Below are 20,339 nucleotides of genomic sequence, written 5' to 3'. Positions count from 1 at the left end.
GAGACCATGAAAGTATCGGAGCGTAACTGGCAGCAGATCGAGGCCTTTCTGAAGACCGACGACCGCGCCATCCTGCCGCTCGGCTGCACCGAGCAGCATGCGGGACTGTCGCTGTCGACGGATTCGATCCTGGCGGAAAAGATCGCGCTCGATGCGGCCGAGCCGCTCGGCATCCCGGTCTTCCCGGTCGTGCCCTACGGCATCACGCCCTATTTTTCCGCCTATCCGGGCACGATCAGCCTGCGCCAGGACACCTATATCCGGATCATCCGCGACATCCTCGACGGCCTGCGCGCCCAGGGTTTTCGCCGCATCCTGATCGTCAATGGCCATGGCGGCAACCAGCCGGCCGGCAGCTTTGCCGGCGAGTGGATGGTCGACAATCCCGACTGCGCGGTCAAATTCCACAACTGGTGGAACGCGCCGAAGACCTTTGCCAAGGTGCAGGCGATCGATCCCGTCGCGAGCCACGCCTCGTGGATGGAGAATTTCCCCTGGACCCGGCTTGAGGGCGTCGTCCAGCCCAGCCAGCAGAAGCCGATGATCGACCTTGCCCGGATGCGCTATCTCGCGCCGAAGGCCATCAAGGACTATCTCGGCGACGGCAATTTCGGCGGCTACTACGAGCGGCCGGACGAGGACATGCTGGCGATCTGGGATATCGCGATCGAGGAGACGCGCGCGCTGCTGGAAGGGGACTGGGCCTGATGTCACCGATCCTGATCTGGGGCGCCGGCGCCATCGGCGGCACGCTTGGCGCGGCCTTCGTTCGCGCCGGCCATGAGGTCGTCTTCGTCGACAATGTGCAGGCGCATGTCGACGCGATCAACGCGAAGGGGCTGACGATCACGGGGCCGATCTTCGAGGACACGGTCAAGGCTCCGGCCTTCCTGCCCGAGGATCTGGAAGGCGTATTCGAGCGCAGCTTCCTCTGCGTCAAGGCGCATCACACGGAAGCAGCGGCGAAGGCCATGGTCGACCACATCGCCTCCGACGGTTACATCGTCTCGGCCCAGAACGGGCTCAACGAGCGCGACATCGCCCGCATCGCCGGCGATCACCGGGTAATTGGCTGCTTCGTCAATTTCGGCGCGGACTATCTGGAGCCCGGCAAGGTCACCTATAGCGGCCACGGTGCCGTCGTCGTCGGCGAACTCGACGGCAGCGCCACCGACCGGATCGCCGAGATCTACACGCTGATGCTGGCATTCGAGCCGAAGGCGATACTGACCGACAATATCTGGGGCTATCTCTGGGGCAAGCTGATCTATGGCGCGCTGCTCTTCGGCACGGCGCTCACCGATGACAGCATTGCTGACGTGCTCGACAATCCCGCAGCCAGGCCGGTGCTGCGCAAGCTCGCGCTGGAAGTGGCGACCGTTGCGGCACTCGGCAATATCCGCCCGGAAGCCTTTGACGGTTTCGATCCCGCGGCCTTCGGGCCGACGGCGCCGCCCGAACAGACCGACAAGTCCTTCGACGACATGGTGGCGCATAACCGGAAGTCGGCGAAATCCCATTCCGGCATCTGGCGCGATCTCGCGGTGCGCAAGCGCAAGACCGAAGTCGATGCGCAGGTCGGCCCGGTGGTCGAGATCGGCCGCGAGGTGAAGCTCGAGACGCCGCTCGCTGCCCGCCTGATTGCGATGATCCACGAGATCGAGGAGGGCAAGCGGCCTCTCGCACTGGAAAACATCGCCGAACTGGGAGGAAGCGCCCGATGAATATCGGCTTTGACGGAAAGACCGTCGTCGTCACGGGTGCCGCGCACGGTTTCGGCCGGTCGATCGCCATGGCCTTTGCCAGCCGTGGCGCGCATGTCCATGTGCTCGATATCAATGCCGCCGGACTGGACGAGACGGTGAAGCTCTGCGGACATGACAAGGCGACCGGATATCATCTCGACATTGCCAATCGCGAGGCGGTTCACCAGACGATCGCCCGTATCGAGAAAGGCGCGCCTGAGGGCGCCGTCGACATCCTCATAAACAATGCCGGTGGCGTGCGCGGCCAGGTCGGACGGCCGATCGAGGAGGTTTCCGAGGACGACTGGCGGGCGATCTTCGATGTCAATCTGACCGGCGCCTTCTACATGGCGCAAGCCGTGGCACCTGGCATGAAGCGCCGGCGTTCCGGCCGGATCGTCAACATCTCGAGCGGTGCCGGGCTCGGTGTGTCGCTGACCGGCATCCAGGCCTATGCTAGCGCCAAGGCCGGCCAGATCGGCTTGACGCGCCAACTCGCCCATGAACTCGGCGCTTGGAACATCACCGTCAACAATGTCGCGCCGGGCTTCGTCCGCTCCAATCCGACGACCGAGCGGCAATGGGAAGCGATGGGGCCGGAGGGCCAGCAGCGGTTGCTCGACAATATCGCGCTCAAACGTCTCGGCGCGCCAAGCGACATCGCCGCCATGGTGATGTTCTTTGCCTCCGATCACGCCGGCTGGATATCGGGCCAGGTGATCAGCGTGGATGGTGGCAAATGAGCGTCGAAACCTATCTCGAAGCGCATTTCGATGCCGCGCTCGACGACCTGAAGGCCTATGCGGCGATCCCCAGCGTCTCCACCGACCCGGCCTTTATCGACGGTATAGACAAGGCCTCGCTTTTTCTGGCCGAGCGGCTGACGCGGGCGGGTTTTGACAATGTCGAGCGGCTGGAGACCGGTGGTCATCCGGCCGTCTATGGCGAGATCCTCTCCGATCCGGCCCTGCCGACCATTCTCGTCTATGGCCATTACGACGTGCAGCCGCCGGATCCGCTGGAGAAATGGCTGACGCCACCTTTCGAGCCGACATTGCGCGACGACCGGCTCTATGCCCGCGGCGCCTCCGACGACAAGGGCCCGCTGCTGATCCCGGTGCTGGTCGCCGAGGCCTATCTGAAGACCGAGGGCCGGCTGCCGGTCAATCTGAAGCTGCTTGTCGAGGGCGAGGAGGAAAGCGGCAGCCCGCATTTCGAGGCGACGCTCGAGGCCTACCGCGCAAAGTTCGACTGCGATCTCGTGGTGTCGGCCGACGGTGCGATGTGGCGGGCCGACAGACCGTCGATGACGGTTGCAAGCCGTGGCAATGTCGCGCTCGAAGTGACCGTCACCGGGGCCTCGAAGGACCTCCATTCCGGTCGCCATGGCGGTTCTGCGCCGAACCCGATTGCTGCCCTTGCCGCCCTCATCGCCTCGCTGCACGGCCCGGACGGCCGCGTCACCGTCGACGGCTTCCATGACGGCACGCTGCCGCCCGATCCGAAGATCTTGGCGGCAATCGGCGCCGCCCGCTTCGATGCGGCGGCCTATTACCGCGATATCGGCATCGCGGACGCCCCGATCGTGGACGGCGACAGCCTGCTTGTCCGGCAATGGCTGGAGCCGACGCTCGAATTCAACGGCATCTCAGGCGGTTATCAGGGCCGGGGTACCAAGACGGTCATTCCGGCGAGCGCCAGCGTCAAGATCACCTGCCGGTTGGTCGCGGGGCAAAAGCCGCGTGCCGTCATCGATGCGATCGAGCGTCACCTGACCGCCCGCCTGCCGACAGGCTTCTCCATCGCCTTCGACAGCGATGGCCCGGGCTCGGAGGCTTTCGCCATCGATCCCGACCTGCCGGCGCTTGGGATCGCCGAGGATATTCTGGGCGAGCTGCTCGGGGAAAAGCCGCTGCGGGTCGCCATGGGCGCAACGGTGCCGATCGGCAGCGCCTTTTCCCGCGTGCTTGGCAGGCCTGCGATCTTCTTCTCGTTCGCCACCTCCGACGAGGACTATCACGCACCCAACGAGTTCTTCCGCCTGTCGAGCTTCCGCACCGGCATGAAGGCCTGGGCACGGCTGTTGAAACGGCTGGGTGCGTGAACGGCTGAACGCCCGGCGAGATCAGACGAGCGCGTCCGTCAGCCGATCTTCAGGATCGGCTTGCCGACATTGCGCCGATGCTCGAGATCGCTATGCGCCGCCTCGACGTCGTCCAGGCTGAACCGGCCGCCGATGTCGATCGACAGCGATCCGTCGAGCAGGCCGCAGAAAATGTCTGCGGCGCGGCGACGGATGGTTTCGACGTCATCCAGATGGTCTGCCAGGCGCGGACGGGTCAGGAACAATGACCCGGCCTCGCCAAGCTCGATCGGGTCGAGATCCGACACATTGCCGCCGACGCTGCCATAGGCGACGACCAGCCCCTTCTTGGCGGTGGCACGGAAACTGTCGCGCAGGGTCGGTTTGCCGATCGCATCGAACACGACGTCGACACCGCGCCCGCCGGTCACGTCCCGCATCCGGTCGGCAAACCCGCCATTGTCATAGGTGACGACCTCGGCAGCACCCCGGCCTCTGGCAATCGCGGCCTTTTCCGGCGTGCTCGTCGTGGCATAGACGGTGGCGCCCAGCCGCACGCCCATCTGCACCAGGATCTGGCCGATGCCGCCGGAGGCGGCGTGGACGAGGCAGGTCACGCCGGGACCGAGTTTGCCGACATCGTTTGCCAGGTAATGGGCGGTCAGGCCGTGAAACATCGCGGCGACGGCCCGGTCGAAGGGCAGGTCCGGGGGCAGGGGGATGAGGCGCCAGGCCGGGACAGTGGCGAAGTCGGCATAGCTGCCCCAGCAGAGGCAATAGCCGACCCGGTCGCCGGGCCGGAAGTCCGCGACCTCTGCGCCCACCGCCTCGACCGTGCCGACACCTTCGATGCCGAGCGTCGTCGGCAGCGTCTGCGGATAGGTCGTCGAGCGCGCATATTTGCCCTGCCGGGTGTGGACGTCCATGAAATTGATGCCGGAATAGGCAAGCCTGACGAGCACTTCGTCCGGCTTCGGGACGGGGACGGGGAGCTCCCGGCGGACAAGAACCTCCGGTCCGCCATAGCGATCGATCTGGATCGCCCGCATCAGCTCTGCTCCGAGGCGTATGTCTCATCCATCGCATCGAATTGCGGCTTTGCCACCATCCGCTGCCGTTCCTTGAAACTGGCGAGCAGGCCCGAAGCCTCGTCGATGGAGCCGTTGTCACGCAGACTGGCGAGCGCGGCCTGCGTCCCCTGCAGCGCGCCCTGCAGGGCGGCATTGGCATAGAGCAGCAGGCTGAAGCCGAGGTCCTTTGCCTGGGCGGTGCTGACGGTCGGGGTCTTGCCGCCGACCACGATGTTGAGCAGCAGCGGCGCCTTGATCGTCTTCGGGATGGCGGCGATCTCCTCCATCGACTGTGGCGCCTCGAAGAAGATGATGTCGGCGCCGGCCTCCTCGTAGAGCGCCGCGCGGTCGAGTGCTGCCTGAAAACCCTCGCCGGCGCGCGCATCCGTGCGGGCCATGATCAGCATGCCCTCGCGCCGCGCATCGGTCGCCGCCCGGATCTTGGCCGCCATCTCCTGTGCCCCGATCAGCTGCTTGCCGTCGAAATGGCCGCAGCGCTTCGGCGAGGCCTGGTCTTCCAGCTGGATGGCGCTGGCGCCGGCCATCTCCAGCATCTTCACCGAACGATGCACATTGACCGCATTGCCGAAGCCCGTGTCGGCATCGACGATCACGGGCAGGTCGGTGACGCCGCGAATCATCATCGTGTGGTCGACCAGCTGGCTGAGATCCATGAAGCCGAGATCGGGCACGCCGAGATACATGTTGGTGAGCCCGGCGCCGGTCAGGTAGAGCGCCTCGAAGCCGAGATCCTCGACAACGCGCGCGGTCAGCGCATTGGCGGCGCCGGGCAAGATGGTGCCGGCACGCCTTTCGATGATGTCTCGCAGAGCTTCGATATGCTGTTTTGTCATGGGTTTTGTCATCCTGCGGCAGGATGCCTTTCTCGTGAGGCCCAAGGCATACCGGCCGGCATCGGCGATCGTCCAATATATTCGATTCCGATATTCGATAAGCAGAGCATATCAATTATGCGCTGTCCCTGCCGGTGCGAGGCCGGGCGTATCCAATTGCGAATTTCACGCCTGCACGATATCGTCTGGGGGAGACTGATAACTCTGGATTATCGATGGAACTGCGTCATCTCCGGTATTTCCGGATCGCCGCCGAGCAGCTGCATTTCAACAGGGCGGCGACGATATTGCGCATTGCCCAGCCGGCCCTGTCGATTCAGATCAAGGCGCTGGAGGCCGAACTCGGCGTGGCGCTGTTCGACCGAGTCGGGCGCGGCGTCGTGCTGACCGAGCCGGGCAAGCTTTTCCTCGAGGAAGCGGTCGCCATCCTCGACCGGGTCGATCGCGCCACGGAGAAGGTGCGCGCGGTGGCCAGCGGTGTCGAGGGCCGCGTGCGGGTCGGCTTCACCGAAACCGCCTCCTTCAGCCCGCTGGTGACGCAGGTGCTGGCGCAGTTCCGTTCCGCCTGGCCGCAGGTTCAGCTCGTGCTGGAGCAGGCCCATACGGAGGCGCTGCTGAGAGCGATGTCGGACGATGTCATCGATGTTGCCTTCGTCCGGCCCCCGGTCCGGGCCGAGTTTCCCCATGGCTATCTGACGCTGGCCGACGAGGCCATGGTCGTTGCGGTGCATGTGGCGCACCCGCTGGCGGACAGGGCGCAGCTTCGCCTTGCCGACCTGCGACAGGAAAAATTCATCGTCTACCCGCGGCGCCACGGGGCCGGGCTGTCGGACAGCGTGCTGGCCGAATGTCGCAGCGCAGGCTTTGTGCCCGAGATCATCCAGCAGACGCCGCAACTGTCGGCGACGATCAATCTCGTGGCGTCGGGCATCGGCGTCGCCATCGTGCCGGGCTGCATGCGCGAGGTGCGCAACCGCGAGGTCCGCTTCCTCGGCCTCGAAGATCTCAAGGTGAAGGCCGAGCTCGCCGTGCTCTGGCGCTCGGGCCCCGGCCAGACCGCCGTCGACAACTTCGTCGCAACCGCCGCCGCGATCCGCCAGGACCGGCCGGCTTGAGGCCCGGACGTGCTCTAGGAGGCGCTCGAAAGAGTGATCTGAAAATTTTGGCGCACCCGACAGGATTCGAACCTGTGACCTTTGGAATCGGAATCCAACACTCTATCCAGCTGAGCTACGGGTGCGTAGGGCCGGGAGATTCTCTCGGCCGGCCCGGTTCATAGCGCAGACTTCCTCCGGCATCAATCGCAAAAACAGGCCGCCCCGCTTTCCGCATGTCTGGCAGTGGAAAATCATGGAATTTTGCGAAAACGGTCGCGTCGAAAGTCGTTACTGCCTATAAAGGTTGCATGGCCATGCAGGGCCTCGGGGAATTGCGCTTGTACTGGCGCGCCAGTCCTGTACGGTCGCACCGTCGAGACGCTGCTGCAGGCCAATGGCTGGCGCGCGTCCGGCTGGGGGCAACATAATAAACTATGGGATCAGATGGGACACGATCAGACACTGGAACGACGGGATTCCGACATAGACGTTTCGACCATGTCGGAGGCTCTGGGCTTTCGCCTGCGGCGCGCGCAACTTGCCGTCTATCAGGACTTCAACGAAGCCTTTTCGGCAAAGGGCCTGCGGCCCGCCGATTTCGCGGTCCTGACGGTGCTGAATAAAAATCCGGGTCTCAAGCAGAGCGAAGTCGCCGAAGCACTCGGCATCCAGCGCGCCAATTTCGTCGCGATCGTCGACGGGCTCGAGCAGAAGGGCCTGGCCGAGCGGCGCAAGTCCGATACCGACCGCCGCGTCCAGTCGCTGTTCATCACCGAGGACGGGCTTGCCTATCTGAAGGAAATCCGCCCGATCGTGCAGGAGCACGACGACCGCATCAGCGAACGCCTGGGCGGCCGTGAGGCCCGCAATCTGCTGAGCGACCTGTTGCTGAAACTCTACGAAAGCCGCGACGAGGAATAGCGTTCCGCCGCGCCGGCAGTAAAGGGGGAGCGTTCCGCGATGCGTCCGGCACCGCTTCCAGCGCTTTACCCGATAGGTCGGCCAGGGAGGCGGAACCGGTTCAGCGGCGCTCCGTGCGCGCCTTCAGCGCAGCGTCTGCCAGCATGTTTGCCACCGTCATGCGCCGTGTCGCGTTATCGCGGGCGATTTCCAGCACCCGGTCGGGGTGGTTGAGGCGGGCAAAGGCGCGCCGGCGGGCTGCGATCATCTGCGGGCTGTCGTCGGGGCGCAGGCCCAGATCCTCGGCAATCTCGCCGACCGTCAGCCGGTCCAGATGCGGCGGACGGGCGGGCTTTGCAGGCTCGGTTGCCGGCGCCTCGCTCGCAGGCTCGTCCAGCCTGGCGATCTCGTCCGACAAAGGGGGCCAGGGCGTTGCCGCGTCGGCAGCATCGAAACTCTCCTGCGCCTGCGCATAGGGATCGGCCGCCGGTTCGCCCTGCGGCGCCTCGGCCGTCTGCGCCTCGCCGGCACCGACAAAGCCGGTCGACAGGCCATGCACCCGAAAGGCACCGGCCGCCTCGTCCTCCTCGACGATCTCGGCACCTTCCTCGGCAAGCCGCGTCAGCACGGATTGAAACAGCGACTGGCCGAACAGCATGACACCTCCCTTTGCTATCGAAGCTTAAGCAGACAAAGGTGGAGCCGGGCTTGCCCCCGGACATCTGGTCCGGGATGCGCTTTTTCAAGGTGTATGGCAAAGGGTGGAGACTAGGTGATCAGTCGCACCGGCCCCACCGTGCGGCCGGCTTCGAGATCGCGATGCGCCTTGGCGGCATCGCCGAGCGGATAGCTGTGGCCCTCTGTCAGCGTCAATCCATCGGCCAGCATGGCGAACCAGGCTGCCGCAGCCTCGCGGTAAAAGCCGGTATCGTTGGCGGCAGCCAGGATCGACGGCCGCGTCAGAGCCTTGTTGGCCAGCATGTCGAGGCTGAGCGGGGGAAGGGCGCCACCCGCCGTGCCGACACTGACGACGGTGCCGAACGGCTTGACGCAGGTCAGGCTGCGGGAAAATGTCTCGCCGCCGATGCCGTCGATCACCGCATCCACGCCCGTCCCGCCGGTCAGGTCGCGGGTGGCCTCTGCGACGTCCTGCTCGCGGTAGAGGATCGTGTGGTCGAAACCATGGGCGCGCGCCACCTCCGCCTTCTGCGCCGTGCTCACCGTGCCGATCGTCGCAAGTCCCCGGCGCCTGGCCCATTGGCCGAGCACCAGACCGAGCCCGCCGGCCGCTGCTTGGATCAGCACGGACTGGCCCGGCGCAAGCCGGCAGACGCGTTCGAGCAGCATATAGGCGGTGAGGCCGCGCAGGAACGAACCGGCACCGGTCGCGTCGTCGATGCCGTCCGGCAGCGCCAGCACCCTCGTCGCCGGCATGTTGCGCGCCGCGGCATAGGCCCCCGCCGGGGCACCGGCATAGATGACCCGGTCGCCGGCGGCAAAGCCGGTGACATCGGGGCCCACCGCCTCGATCACGCCGACCGCCTCGACCCCCGGGATTTGCGCCTCCGGCAACGGGTAGAGCCCGGTGCGGTGGTAGACGTCGACATAGTTGACGCCGATCATCGTCTGGCGGATGCGCACCTCGCCGGCCGCCGGATCCGGCAGGGTCGCCTCCTGCATTGTCAGCATGTCCGCGCCGCCGGGCGCTGTGACGGTTACCTGTCTGGTCATCGGCTTGTCTCCATTGACGATGATCGGAGTCTAGGCCAGTGTGGCATCCTTCGAAATTGCAGAAATTTGCAGGCCATATGGGTGAAAATGCACATATAGACTGGGAGAACTACCGCTGCTTTCTGGCGCTGGCCCGCACCGGTTCCCTGTCGGCCGCAGCACGGGATCTGGCCATCGATCACACGACGATCGGCCGGCGGGTGGCAGCCCTCGAGGCCTCGCTCGGGCTGAAGCTGGTCGAGCGCATGCCGCGCGCCGTGCGGTTGACGATCGAGGGGCGACGGATTGCAGAGCTCGGCCAGCCGGCGCAAGAGGCGATGTTCGCCGTCCAGCGGGTGGCGCGCGGCGCCGCGCGGAGCCTTGCGGGACCGGTGACGATCACGGCGCCGCCGGCCTTTGCCACCGCCGTCCTGGTGCAGCTGATGCCGCAGCTGGTCGCCCGGCATCCCGGGCTGGTGCCGGCGGTGAGCGGCGAGATTGCCGCCGCCGATCTCAACCGCCGCGAGGCCGATATCGCGCTGCGGCTATCGCGACCGGACCTGCCGGGCCTCGTCATCCGCAAGCTGCGCGACGTGCCGTTTCATTTCTATGCCGCGTCCGGATTTGCGCTGCCCGAAGCCGAGTGGCCGCTGATTGCCGGCGACGGCGAAATGGCGGCCATGCCGCAGCAGCGCTGGCTTGCGGACAATCTGGCCGGGCGCAGGGTGGTGATGACCACCAATGACGTGACCAGCCAGGCCGCGGCCGCCGAGACCGGCATCGGCGTTGCGCTTCTGCCGGATTTCGCCGGTTCGAGCCGGCCCGGCCTGCAAAGGCTCGATTCGTGCCTCGATACCCCGGTGCGCGAGCTCTGGCTCGTCATCCACCCGGACCTCACGCGGGCGCCGCGCATTCGCGCCGTTGCCGATTTCCTCGTCGAGGCGCTGGCCGGTCCGGGCTGAAGCAGGTCCGGTAAACACGAGTGCACCGGACCTGCTCCAGCTTTTTTGTTTTTACGCCTTCCCGGCCGGAAAGCCGCGACGACGCTTTTCCCCCGCAAACGCGCTAGAACGTGCGTGCGACGATGGCGTCGTGCACGGCGGCAAGCCAGGGCGCGAATGGCCCGATGTCGCCCGTCACCTGCATGTCGCCGTTGCCGAGGCTCGCCTCGACGGCTTCGGCATAGGCAGGATCTGCGCTTTCGAGCCCGTTCAGCCGATAGGCGGCGCCAGCGGTGATCTCGATCGTCACATCCCCCCGTTCCTCGGCCGTGACGCCGACCCGGAACGACGGTTCGCCGCCGGCAATGGCAAGGCTAAGCCCCTGGATCAGACCATCCGGCCATGTCGCGCCATCGGTATAGCGTTCGACCAGCGACAGGGTGAGGGGAGGCGGCAGATCGGCCCGCTGCGCAGCCTCGCAAAGCAGCGCGCCGACCATGGCAAACCAGTCCTGCGTGCCGTGCCGGATCCGGCCCTGCCGCTCGTGCGGCTCGGCGCCGGTCACGCTTTTGGCATCAGGCGACATCGAGCACGATCTTTCCCTGGATATGGCCCTTGGCGGCGCGCGCATGCGCCAGGCGGGCGTCGGACAGCGGGTAGTTGCTGTCGAGCACGACGCGGATCGATCCGTCAGCCATGAGCCGTCCGACCTCGGCGAGCTGGGCGCCGCTGGAGCGCACCTGCGTGGCGGACACCGTGACGCCGCGTGCCTCGGCCTCCTCGGCGCCGGCAAAGCCGAGCGGGAAGACCGGAAACAGCGCGCCGCCGCGCTTCAGCGTGCGCAGGAAGCGCGCGCTGCTCGGTCCGCCCAGGGCATCGACAACAAGGTCGAGGTCGCCGGCCACGTCTTCCGGCGGCGTGCGGGTATAGTCGATCACCGCATCGGCGCCGAGATCGCGCAGCAGCGCGGCATGCCGGCCGGAGGCGACGGCGGTCACATGGGCGCCTTTCCGCTTGGCCACCTGCAGGGCGAAATGCCCGACGCCGCCGGCCGCCCCGTTGACGAGCACGCTGCGGCCTTCAAGCGGCACCGGCCGGTGCTGGTCGGGCTGCAGCGGGTTCGGCGCGTCGTGGCCGAGGTCGACGAGGAACTGCCAGGCCGTCAGCAGCGACATCGGTGCCGCCGCCGCCTGCCGGTGGTCGATCCCGGCCGGCTTCAGCGACAGCTGCTCCGCCGGCACCGTGACATATTGCGCATAGGCGCGGCTCTCCCCGGCCATGCCTTCGGGAAAGCGCACCATGGCATAGACGGCGTCGCCGGCGGCAAACCCGGCGACATCGGGGCCGAGCGTCTCGACCACGCCCGAGATATCCGTGCCGGGAATGATCGGAAAGGCCACTTTCGGCTGCCACTCGGGCGGCAGCATGCTGTAGCCGTCGCGCAGATACCAGTCGGGGGGATTGAGGCCGACCGCATGGACGCGGACCAGCACCTCGCCGGCGGCCGGCACCGGCTTCAGTGCGTCTTCATAGCGCAGCACCTCGGGGCCGCCGAAGGCATGCAGGCGGACAGCTTTCATCATCTCGCTCATCGAAATTCTCCTGGAAAATGCAATCACTCTGGTTCGGCCATCATCTAGTTGTGCCGTTGAGGGTTGATAATGAGGGGCCGTTTCGCTTTACTCATGCCATGAAGGAACAGATGGCCCTCGAGCGACTGACCGGACTGATCGCGTTTGCCCGCGCGGGCTCGCTCGGCAGCTACACGGCTGCCGCACGGTCCCTGTCGATCTCGCCTTCGGCCGTCAGCAAGAGCGTACAGCGGCTGGAAAAGCATCTCGGCGTGCCGCTTTTTACCCGCACCACCCGCGCCCTGACCCTGACCCCCGAGGGCCTTGACCTGCACGAGCGGGCATTGCGGCTGCTGCGCGATGCCGAGGCGATCGAGCAGGCGGCGATGGCGGCGCGGCTTCAACCCTCCGGCACGCTCCGGGTTGCCGCATCGCTGCCCGTCGGCCTGCATGTGATCGCGCCGGCGCTACCGGCCTTTCGCCGGCATTATCCGCAGGTGACGGTCGATCTGCGGCTATCCGACCGGTATGTCGATATCATCGAGGAGGGGATCGATGTCGCGGTGCGCATCGGCGAGCTCGCGGACACACGGCTGCTGTCGCGCAAGCTCGCGCCGCACAGGCTCTGCTGCTATGCCGCGCCCGCCTATCTCGCCGCGCGCGGCACGCCCGCCCATCCGGATGCGCTCGAGAGCCATGACACGGTCACCCTGCGCTATCAGAGCACCGGGCAGTCGATGCGCTGGCCGTTCCGCATCGGCCAAAGGGTAATCGAGATCGTGCCGCCATCCGGAATTCTCGTCGATGCCAGCGAGGCTTTGGTCGCCACCCTGGTCGCCGGCGGCGGCATCGGCATCGCCGCCGGCTTCATCGCCGCGCCTTACGCGGCACGCGGCGAACTGGTGCCGGTCCTGTCGGAATTCGCCGTCAAACGGCATAATATCACGGCGCTGTGGCCTGAGAGCCGCCGGGCCAACCCGGCGGTGCGCGCCTTTCTCGATGTGCTTCAGGCGGCGTTTCGCGCGCGGATGAGCGGTAACGCGGAGACGGCCTGATCAGGCGCCGGACAGTTTCATGACGCGCAGCCGCACGGGGCCGTCCCATATGTCATTTTCGGCTGTCTTGCCCGGCTCTTGCCACGCCGCCGGTCCCGCGCCGGCCCGTGACACTGCGGCCGGCGCGCGCCTCAGCTCTGGCTTTGCGACTGGCTCTGGTTTTCCACCACGACGCTGACGGTCATGACTTCCTCGCTGTCGCCGGTCGCGATCCGCATGCCGGAGATCGGGGCGGCGTCGCTGTAGCAAAGGCCGCTCGCCAGCCGCACATAGCGCTCGTCCGGGCAGACGTCGTTGGCGGCATCGAAGCCGACCCAGCCGAGGCCCGGAAGATGGATTTCCGCCCAGGCATGGCTTGCCGCCTGCTGTGTCTGCTCGTCCATCATCAGATAGCCGGAGACATAGCGGGCCGGAAGGCCCATCACCCGTGCCGCCGAAATCAGGATATGGGCATGGTCCTGGCACACGCCTTTGCGGGCCTCCAGCGCCTCTTCCGCCGTCGTCTCGGTGCTGGTGGCGCCCGGCACATAGGCAACGGTCGCATGCACGGCTTCCATCAGCGCGTGACAGCGCGACAGCTCGTTTTCCGCCGGCAGCGAGCGCACCAGTTCGCGCACCAGTCTGCCCGCCTTGGTGCTCGGCTTGTCGCGCAGGAAAAGCCACAGCGGCACCATGCCGCTATGCGGGCCATAGACGCCGGAACCGTCCCTGGTCTCGACTTCCCCGGTCGCGATGAACTGCACCCCGTGACTCTCGCCCTCATAGGAGACGAGCTGCACATGGTTGCCGAAATGGTCGTCATAGCCGGCCTCGACGGTGGCGCCGTCGACCTCGACCTTCCAGTCGAGCACGGTTTGCTGCGGTCCGGCGGCCGGCGTCAGTCGCAGCCGCTGCAGGCTGTAGTCGACCGGCGTCTCGTAGCTGTATTTCGAGGTGTGCGTGATCTTCAGGCGCATGATCCGTCCTTCACCTACTTGCTGTAGAACCGGTAGCCATCGGAAATTTCCTGGCTCAGGCGATTGGTGCGTGAGACGAAATCCTCGAGGAATTCGTGCAGGCCCTGGTCCATGATGGCGCCGATATCGGTTGATTGAAGGGATTTGCGGATCTCGTCGGCGGTGTCGTGGGCGGCGAGCCGCTCGCCGTGATCGACTGCGAGATAATCGAGATTGGAACAGATCTTCTCGTAGCTATAGGCGAGCGAGCGCGGCATCTGGCCGTTCAGGATGAGAAAATCGGCGATGTTGGCGGGCTTGACCTCGCCATCATAGACCCAGCGATACGAGCGATGGGCCGAGACCGAGCGCAGGATCGATTCCCACTGGACATTGTCGAGCGACGAGCCGACCTGGCTGATGGCCGGCAGGAGCACGTAATATTTCACGTCGAGGATGCGGCTCGTATTGTCGGCCCGCTCGATGAAGGTGCCGATCCGGGCGAAATTGTAGATCGCGTTCCGCAGCATCGAGCCGTGAAAGGCCCCGCGCATCAGGCCGGCCCGCCGCTTGATCGTGTCGATCACCTCGGGCAGGTCGTCCGGCTTCAGCCGGCGGGCAAGCAGTTGCTTGAGCTCGATCCAGCACTCGTTCGTCGCTTCCCAGGTCTCGCGTGTCAGCGCCGTGCGGACCATGCGGGCATTGTTGCGGGCATGGTCGATGCACGACATCACGCTCGAATGGTTCTCGATGTCGCGCAGCAGATAGTCGATGGCTTCGGCCGATCCGATCCGCCCTTCGGAAAATTCGTCGCGGACGCCGGCGCTTTGCAGCACGCCGTCCCAGTCGACATCCTCCCGCGTCGCGCGGGTCAGCGACATCCTCACGCCGGCGTCGACCAGACGGGCGATATTCTCGGCGCGCTCGATATAGCGGAACATCCAGTAGAGGCCGTTGGCTGTGCGTCCTAGCATCATGGTCAGTCCTCCAGCACCCAGGTATCCTTGGTGCCGCCCCCCTGGCTGGAATTGACCACCAGCGAGCCCTGCTTGAGGGCCACGCGCGTCAGTCCGCCCGGAATGATCCGGACCTTGTCGGACACCAGCACGTAAGGCCTGAGATCGACATGGCGCGGTGCTATCCCCTTCTTCACCAGGATCGGCACCGTCGACAGCGACAGGGTCGGCTGGGCGATGTAATTGGTCGGCCGGCTCTTCAGCTTGGCGGCGAAGGCTGCGCGTTCCTTCTTCGTCGCCGTCGGGCCGACCAGCATGCCGTAGCCGCCGGAACCATGCACTTCCTTGACCACCAGGTCTTCCAGATGCTCCAGCACATAGCGCAGGCTGTCGGGCTCGGAGCAGCGCCAGGTCGGCACATTCTGCAGGATGGCCTTCTGCCCGGTGTAGAACTCGACGATCTCCGGCATGTAGGAATAGATCGCCTTGTCGTCGCAGATGCCGGTGCCCGGCGCATTGGCAATGGTGATATTGCCGGCGCGGTAGACATCCATGATGCCGGGAATGCCGAGCGCCGAATCCGGACGGAAGGTCAGGGGGTCGAGATAGTCGTCATCGACGCGGCGATAGAGCACGTCGATCGTCTCGTAACCATGCGTCGTGCGCATCTTCACCCGGCCGTCGACGACGCGCAGATCCGAGCCCTCGACCAGTTCGACACCCATCATGTCGGCCAGGAAGGAATGCTCGTAATAGGCGGAATTGTAGATCCCAGGCGTCAGTACAGCCACCCGCGGCTTGCCTTCGCAGCCCTGCGGCGCGAGGGTTGCCAGCGATTTTCTGAGAAGGTCCGGATAGTCCTCGACCCGGCGCACCTTGTTGGCCTGGAACAGTTCCGGGAACATCTGCATCATCGTCTCCCGGTTTTCCAGCATGTAGCTGACTCCGGACGGTGTGCGGGCATTGTCTTCGAGCACGTAGAACTGGCCTTCGCCGGTGCGCACGATATCGGTGCCGACGATATGGGTATAGACGCCGCCGGGCGGGCGAAAGCCGATCATCTCCGGCAGGAAGGCGTCATTGCGCTCGATCAGCGCGCGCGGAATGCGGCCGGCCTTGATGATCTCCTGCTTGTGATAGATGTCGTCGAGAAAGGCGTTGAGGGCCAGCACCCGCTGTTCGATGCCCTGGGCGAGCTTGCGCCATTCGTTGCCGGAAATGATCCGCGGGATGATGTCGAACGGAATCAGCTTCTCCGAGCTGTCGGCATGACCGTAGACGGCAAAGGTGATGCCGGTCTTGCGAAAGATGCTTTCCGCCTGGCGGGATTTGGCGAGCAGGTGGAGGGGATCCTGACTCGAATACCAATCGTTATAATTCTGGTAGGGCTCTCGCGGTGTGCCGTCCGCGCTGATCATTTCATCGAATGCCAATGGCGCTGTCCCCCTTTTTCTTTTCATTTGAGTACAACACCAATCCCAATGCAAGAACAGAGGGAATGTTCCGTCGCCCATCTGGTTCATGCGATCTGCTTAAAATTCAAGCGTCGGGACTATTTTCGCAGCAAGTTCATGCCCGCCTCTTGGCGATGTTCCGCAGAGCCTGTGGCCGGACTTCGCCATGCCGAACCGGTTGCTCAATCCTTCGGCAGTTGCGAGCAAAAAAATATTTTGTCGGCCCGTCGGCGGATCGTTCAGCAAAACTGCATCCAGGCTTCAAGCGAAGTCCTTTGACCGGGCGATGCGCGGCAGGCTAAGTCGGCGGGCTTTCGGGGGCGGGCCGGTCTCACCCTGTACCATCGGCAGCGTCTTTGCCCCTGCCTTGCCTTTCCGGGATATTGCCATGTCGATCGACCGCCTCGCGCCCGCGCTGTTCGTTTTCCTGTGGTCGACCGGCTGGATCGCGGCCAAGTTCGCCGACCAGTATGCCGATCCGCTGACCTTCCTGGCGCTGCGTTACGGCACGGCTGCCATCCTGTTTGCCGCCGTGGCGCTTGCGGCGGGCGTCGCCTTTCCGAAAGGCGGGATAGACAGGGTGCACGCGCTGGTGTCCGGCATGCTGCTGCACGGCTTCTATCTCGGCTGCGTCTGGTGGGCGATCGGGCAGGGGGTGCCGGCGGCAATCTCCGGCATCATCGCCGGCCTGCAGCCGCTGATGACCGCGGTCGCCGCCCATCTGATGATCGACGAGCGCCTGACCGCGGGCCAGCGCGCCGGCCTCGGCCTCGGTTTCTGCGGCATCGCGATTGCGGTGCTGCCCAATGTGCTGGCAGGCGGTGCCGGTTCGATCCCCGCCTTCCCGGCCGCCGTCAACGTGATCGGCATGGTCTTCGTTTCGGTTGCCACCGTCTACCAGAAGAAATACCTGAAGACCGGCGACCTGCGCGCCGTCGCCGCCCTGCAATATGTCGGCGCCTTTGCCGTCACCCTGCCGGCCGCCTGGCTGCTGGAGCCCATGCATGTCAGCTTCGGGCTCGGCTTCTTTGCCGTGCTTGCCTGGTCGGTGGTCGGCATTTCCATGGGCGCCGTCGCCGTCCTCCTTTATCTCATCCGCCGCGGCCAGGTCTCCCGCGCGGCATCGCTGATCTATCTGGTGCCGCCGCTTGCCGCCCTCGAAGCCCTGATCGCCTTCGGCGAACCGCTGACGCCCGCGATGATCGCCGGCATGGTGGTGACGGCCTTGGGCGTATGGCTGGTCAACCGCAAAGGTCGGGCGGAGCCGAAGGAAACCGCGCCGGCGTGACTGCGCTGCCGAAAGGGGGACGGGTCCCCAATGGACGGCACGACCGGCCCCTCTCGTGGCCGGCTGGATTCCGGGTCATCTGAACCGGCTGGCTCGTATCTTTCAGGTTTCCTTTTTGCTGTCGGGTGCAAGCGTCGCGTCGGCACTGATATCGTCGGCGAATTTGCGCATTAGGCGCACCAGATCCGCCACGTCCTTGTCATCCCAGCGGGAAAAGATCGCTCCACCCATCCGCGTACGGGCCGCATCGACCATGTCAGTCATCGCCTTGCCCTTCGGGGTGATGGTCGCCTCCCGCACCCGCTTGTCGGCTGCACTGCCCCGGCGCTCGACGAGGCCTAGGCTCTCCAGCTTCGCCACCTGCCGGCTGACGGTGGTGTAATCGCGACCGACGCGGTCGGCCATTTCGACGACGCCGATCGGTCCCAGCCGCTCGATGCCGACCAGCAACGGAAACAGCGCCCGGTCCAGCGATATCCCAGCCTCGCGCACCATGGCCTCATCGCGCTGCGGCCGGTTCATCACGCTGACAATGTCGAGCAGCGCCCCGTGCAGCGCGCGCAGCTGAATGTCTATATGTGTATTTTGCACATTTTTTGTTGACGGCATTGCGAGTCTCCTGTTATGTGCAAAATACACACATGGAGATGAAAATGACAGAGCAATCTTCGGCAGAAGTGCTGATTTGCGGTGCGGGAGCGGCTGGCCTGACATTGGCCGTCGAGCTCGCCCGCCGCAGTGTTTCCTTCCGCCTGATCGAGAAACTCGACGATCCTTTCCGCGGTTCGCGCGGAAAGGGCATCCAGCCGCGCACGCAGGAGATCTTCGAGGATCTCGGCGTCCTCGACCGGATGTTTGCCGTCGGCGGTCTCTATCCGCCGCAGCGCGTCTATGCCGGAGACGGCACCCATGCCGATACGGAAATGGAAATGCAGGCGGCGACGCCGGCCGAACCCTACCAGCGTCCGCTGATGGTGCCGCAATTCCTGACCGAAGCGGTGCTGCGCGAGCGCCTTCTCGAGCTCGGGCACCGGCCGGACTTCGGCTGCGAACTGACCGGTTTCGAACAGGACGACGACGGTGTTACCGCGCAGCTCAGCGGCCGAAACGGCACGGGCGAGAGCGTGCGGGTACATTGGCTCGTTGGCGCCGACGGCGGGCGCAGCTTCGTCCGTCACGCCCTCGATATCGGTTTTCCCGGCAAGACGCTCGGTGTCCGCGCCATGGTCGCCGACGTGACGCTCACCGGGCTGAGGCGGGATGTCTGGCACCGCTTCGGCGAAGGCGACATGGCAAGGCAGATCTCGATCTGCCCGCTGGCCGGAACGCAGATGTTCCAGCTCCAGGCGCCGGTGCCGTTGGAGGGCGATGTGGATCTCTCCGTCAACGGGCTGAACGCACTGGTCGCCGAGCGCACCGAAAGGTCCGATATCCGCATCGATACGGCCTTATGGACATCGGCCTTTAACATGAATGCGCGGCTCGCCGACCGCTACCGCGATGGTCGTGTCTTTCTCGTTGGCGACGCCGCCCACACGCATCCGCCGACCGGTGGGCAGGGCCTCAACACCAGCGTTCAGGATGCCTATAATCTCGGCTGGAAGCTGGCGGCGGTAGCAGGTGGTGCGCCCCGCGCCCTGCTCGACAGTTACGAGGAAGAGCGCCGTCCGGTTGCCGCTACCATGCTCGGTCTGGCCGTGCGGCTGCTCGACGCCGCCAGGGACGGCAACATCAAGCGCGGGCGCGAGGTGAAACAGCTCGATATCGGCTATCCCTGGTCTTCCTTGGCGCCGAGGGTCTCGCACCGTGACCGCGGTGTTATGGCAGGCGACCGTGCGCCGGACGCCCCGTTATGCGGCGCTGCCGGCCAGACGCGCAGGTTGTTCGAATTGCTGAACGGGACACACTGGACACTGATCGGCTACGAGGTCGGCCAGGCTGCGGTGGCGCCACGGGCGGGCCTTCGCATGCACCATGTCGGGCCGGATGCGGAACTGACGGATGCGGCGGGCCATTTTCGTACCGCATATGGCATGGTGGCGGGAGACTGGGTGCTGGTGCGCCCTGACGGCTATGTCGGCGCGATCGCTGCCGCAGCCGATCTCGACGCACTCGAAGCCTTTCTCCTGAGTGTCGGGCTGGGGAGCGCAGATCATGAATAAAAAAGTCGTTTCGCTTCGCGGCTGGTCGACGCCGCTCACCATCGGCGCCTTCCTGTTGCTGGCCATCACCGGCGTGTTGATGTTCTTCGAATGGGATGTCGGTCTGGTCACGGTGGTCCACCAATGGTTCTCGTGGGCCTTCCTGATCGGTGCCGTCGGCCATGTCGTCGCCAATATCCGGCCCTTCCGCAACCATCTGGCATCTCCTGTGGGCAAGGCTAGTGTCACGGCGTTTTCTCTGGTCGTCGCAGCCTCGCTGTTTTCCTGGGGACTGATTACCGGTCCACAGCTGGAGCGGCCGATCGAGGAGGCGCTCGTCGACGCCCCTCTTTCTGCCCTGGCCAACACCATCCGCGTGGCGCCCGACGATCTTCTGTTGAGGCTGGAGGGGCAGGGTGTGTTTGCAACCGCAGGACAATCCATCCGCCAGCTCGCCGCAAGCTCCGGCGTCGACGAAAATCGCCTGTTGGCCCTGATCTTCCTGCGCTTCTGAGAGTAGCCGGACGGTACACGCGCAA

Annotated in this window: 21 protein-coding genes and 1 tRNA gene; 11 read left to right on the top strand and 11 right to left on the bottom strand. The window is 65.4% G+C overall.

Features of this window, described 5'->3' with window-relative positions; translation table 11 throughout:
* Nucleotides 1-6: 6 nt before the first annotated feature.
* The 4 genes from J2Z17_RS00280 to J2Z17_RS00265 are packed head-to-tail and all read left to right on the top strand — an operon-like array spanning nucleotide 7 to nucleotide 3,849.
* The gene (locus tag J2Z17_RS00280) at nucleotides 7-708 is read left to right on the top strand and encodes a creatininase family protein (protein WP_209941149.1); all 702 of its coding nucleotides are present in this window, start codon (nucleotides 7-9) and stop codon (nucleotides 706-708) included.
* Nucleotides 708-1,724 carry a ketopantoate reductase family protein gene (locus J2Z17_RS00275; RefSeq protein ID WP_245223781.1) on the top strand — a complete coding sequence of 339 codons (1,017 nt, stop codon included), beginning with the start codon at nucleotides 708-710 and terminating at the stop codon, nucleotides 1,722-1,724. The genes J2Z17_RS00280 and J2Z17_RS00275 overlap by 1 nt, the downstream gene beginning before the upstream one ends.
* Entirely contained in the window at nucleotides 1,721-2,488 is a 768-nt protein-coding gene (locus J2Z17_RS00270) for an SDR family NAD(P)-dependent oxidoreductase (protein WP_209941147.1), read from the top strand. The genes J2Z17_RS00275 and J2Z17_RS00270 overlap by 4 nt, the downstream gene beginning before the upstream one ends.
* Nucleotides 2,485-3,849 (top strand): dipeptidase, encoded by a 1,365-nt coding sequence (locus J2Z17_RS00265; RefSeq protein ID WP_209941145.1) that lies wholly within the window; start codon nucleotides 2,485-2,487, stop codon nucleotides 3,847-3,849. Before J2Z17_RS00270 ends, J2Z17_RS00265 begins: the two co-directional genes overlap by 4 nt.
* 38 nt (nucleotides 3,850-3,887) lie before the next feature.
* On the opposite strand, the gene J2Z17_RS00260 is transcribed toward J2Z17_RS00265, so the two are convergent.
* Nucleotides 3,888-4,877 carry a quinone oxidoreductase family protein gene (locus tag J2Z17_RS00260; RefSeq protein ID WP_209941143.1) on the bottom strand — a complete coding sequence of 330 codons (990 nt, stop codon included), beginning with the start codon at nucleotides 4,875-4,877 and terminating at the stop codon, nucleotides 3,888-3,890.
* Nucleotides 4,877-5,752, bottom strand: a complete 876-nt coding sequence (locus tag J2Z17_RS00255; protein WP_209941141.1) for an isocitrate lyase/PEP mutase family protein — start codon at nucleotides 5,750-5,752, stop codon at nucleotides 4,877-4,879. Before J2Z17_RS00255 ends, J2Z17_RS00260 begins: the two co-directional genes overlap by 1 nt.
* A gap of 215 nt (nucleotides 5,753-5,967) precedes the next feature.
* Here J2Z17_RS00255 and J2Z17_RS00250 point away from each other — a divergent pair, with 215 nt between their 5' ends.
* Nucleotides 5,968-6,867: a LysR substrate-binding domain-containing protein gene (locus J2Z17_RS00250; RefSeq protein WP_209941139.1), complete on the top strand. Its 900-nt coding sequence runs from the start codon at nucleotides 5,968-5,970 to the stop codon at nucleotides 6,865-6,867.
* Nucleotides 6,868-6,915: 48 nt separating this feature from the next.
* Here J2Z17_RS00250 and J2Z17_RS00245 read toward each other — a convergent pair.
* Nucleotides 6,916-6,992: transfer RNA gene (locus J2Z17_RS00245), tRNA-Arg, on the bottom strand.
* Between the two features lie 355 nt (nucleotides 6,993-7,347).
* Between J2Z17_RS00245 and J2Z17_RS00240 the strand changes: the two genes are divergently transcribed.
* Nucleotides 7,348-7,770, top strand: coding sequence for a MarR family winged helix-turn-helix transcriptional regulator (locus J2Z17_RS00240; RefSeq protein WP_209941137.1), 423 nt, complete (start codon nucleotides 7,348-7,350; stop codon nucleotides 7,768-7,770).
* A gap of 100 nt (nucleotides 7,771-7,870) precedes the next feature.
* On the opposite strand, the gene J2Z17_RS00235 is transcribed toward J2Z17_RS00240, so the two are convergent.
* Together J2Z17_RS00235 and J2Z17_RS00230 are read right to left on the bottom strand one after the other, a co-directional pair.
* On the bottom strand, nucleotides 7,871-8,407 hold the full coding sequence (locus J2Z17_RS00235) for a hypothetical protein (RefSeq protein ID WP_209941135.1): 537 nt from the start codon (nucleotides 8,405-8,407) through the stop codon (nucleotides 7,871-7,873).
* A 110-nt stretch (nucleotides 8,408-8,517) separates the two neighbouring features.
* Nucleotides 8,518-9,480, bottom strand: a complete 963-nt coding sequence (locus tag J2Z17_RS00230; RefSeq protein WP_209941133.1) for a quinone oxidoreductase family protein — start codon at nucleotides 9,478-9,480, stop codon at nucleotides 8,518-8,520.
* A 77-nt stretch (nucleotides 9,481-9,557) separates the two neighbouring features.
* Between J2Z17_RS00230 and J2Z17_RS00225 the strand changes: the two genes are divergently transcribed.
* A complete protein-coding gene (locus tag J2Z17_RS00225) occupies nucleotides 9,558-10,421 on the top strand; it encodes a LysR family transcriptional regulator (RefSeq protein ID WP_209941131.1) in 864 nt (287 codons plus the stop codon).
* Between the two features lie 103 nt (nucleotides 10,422-10,524).
* On the opposite strand, the gene J2Z17_RS00220 is transcribed toward J2Z17_RS00225, so the two are convergent.
* Both J2Z17_RS00220 and J2Z17_RS00215 read right to left on the bottom strand, forming a co-directional pair.
* Nucleotides 10,525-10,986, bottom strand: a complete 462-nt coding sequence (locus J2Z17_RS00220; protein WP_245223780.1) for a hypothetical protein — start codon at nucleotides 10,984-10,986, stop codon at nucleotides 10,525-10,527.
* Nucleotides 10,976-11,992, bottom strand: a complete 1,017-nt coding sequence (locus J2Z17_RS00215) for an NADP-dependent oxidoreductase (RefSeq protein WP_209941130.1) — start codon at nucleotides 11,990-11,992, stop codon at nucleotides 10,976-10,978. The genes J2Z17_RS00220 and J2Z17_RS00215 overlap by 11 nt, the downstream gene beginning before the upstream one ends.
* Before the next feature lie 98 nt (nucleotides 11,993-12,090).
* Between J2Z17_RS00215 and J2Z17_RS00210 the strand changes: the two genes are divergently transcribed.
* On the top strand, nucleotides 12,091-13,026 hold the full coding sequence (locus J2Z17_RS00210; RefSeq protein WP_209941129.1) for a LysR family transcriptional regulator: 936 nt from the start codon (nucleotides 12,091-12,093) through the stop codon (nucleotides 13,024-13,026).
* Nucleotides 13,027-13,157: 131 nt separating this feature from the next.
* Here J2Z17_RS00210 and J2Z17_RS00205 read toward each other — a convergent pair whose 3' ends face one another.
* Genes J2Z17_RS00205 through J2Z17_RS00195 form a run of 3 tightly spaced genes read right to left on the bottom strand, consistent with a single transcriptional unit; the run spans nucleotide 13,158 to nucleotide 16,335 of the window.
* Nucleotides 13,158-13,982: a transglutaminase family protein gene (locus J2Z17_RS00205; protein ID WP_209941128.1), complete on the bottom strand. Its 825-nt coding sequence runs from the start codon at nucleotides 13,980-13,982 to the stop codon at nucleotides 13,158-13,160.
* 14 nt (nucleotides 13,983-13,996) lie between these two features.
* A complete protein-coding gene (locus tag J2Z17_RS00200) occupies nucleotides 13,997-14,935 on the bottom strand; it encodes an alpha-E domain-containing protein (RefSeq protein ID WP_209942150.1) in 939 nt (312 codons plus the stop codon).
* A gap of 5 nt (nucleotides 14,936-14,940) precedes the next feature.
* Nucleotides 14,941-16,335 carry a circularly permuted type 2 ATP-grasp protein gene (locus J2Z17_RS00195; RefSeq protein ID WP_209942148.1) on the bottom strand — a complete coding sequence of 465 codons (1,395 nt, stop codon included), beginning with the start codon at nucleotides 16,333-16,335 and terminating at the stop codon, nucleotides 14,941-14,943.
* A gap of 424 nt (nucleotides 16,336-16,759) precedes the next feature.
* Here J2Z17_RS00195 and J2Z17_RS00190 point away from each other — a divergent pair, with 424 nt between their 5' ends.
* Nucleotides 16,760-17,659 carry a DMT family transporter gene (locus J2Z17_RS00190; protein ID WP_209941127.1) on the top strand — a complete coding sequence of 300 codons (900 nt, stop codon included), beginning with the start codon at nucleotides 16,760-16,762 and terminating at the stop codon, nucleotides 17,657-17,659.
* Nucleotides 17,660-17,761: 102 nt separating this feature from the next.
* Here the strand turns inward: J2Z17_RS00190 and J2Z17_RS00185 are convergent, their stop codons facing one another.
* Entirely contained in the window at nucleotides 17,762-18,268 is a 507-nt protein-coding gene (locus tag J2Z17_RS00185; RefSeq protein ID WP_209941126.1) for a MarR family winged helix-turn-helix transcriptional regulator, read from the bottom strand.
* A 44-nt stretch (nucleotides 18,269-18,312) separates the two neighbouring features.
* Here J2Z17_RS00185 and J2Z17_RS00180 point away from each other — a divergent pair, with 44 nt between their 5' ends.
* Together J2Z17_RS00180 and J2Z17_RS00175 are read left to right on the top strand one after the other, a co-directional pair.
* Nucleotides 18,313-19,821, top strand: a complete 1,509-nt coding sequence (locus J2Z17_RS00180) for an FAD-dependent oxidoreductase (protein ID WP_209941125.1) — start codon at nucleotides 18,313-18,315, stop codon at nucleotides 19,819-19,821.
* A complete protein-coding gene (locus tag J2Z17_RS00175; RefSeq protein ID WP_209941123.1) occupies nucleotides 19,814-20,314 on the top strand; it encodes a DUF4405 domain-containing protein in 501 nt (166 codons plus the stop codon). Before J2Z17_RS00180 ends, J2Z17_RS00175 begins: the two co-directional genes overlap by 8 nt.
* The last annotated feature ends 25 nt before the right edge of the window (nucleotides 20,315-20,339 follow it).

It is taken from the genome of Heterorhizobium halophytocola (genome assembly GCF_017873095.1).
GTDB lineage: Bacteria > Pseudomonadota > Alphaproteobacteria > Rhizobiales > Rhizobiaceae > Allorhizobium > Allorhizobium halophytocola.
This window is presented reverse-complemented; position numbering and strand designations above follow the sequence as displayed.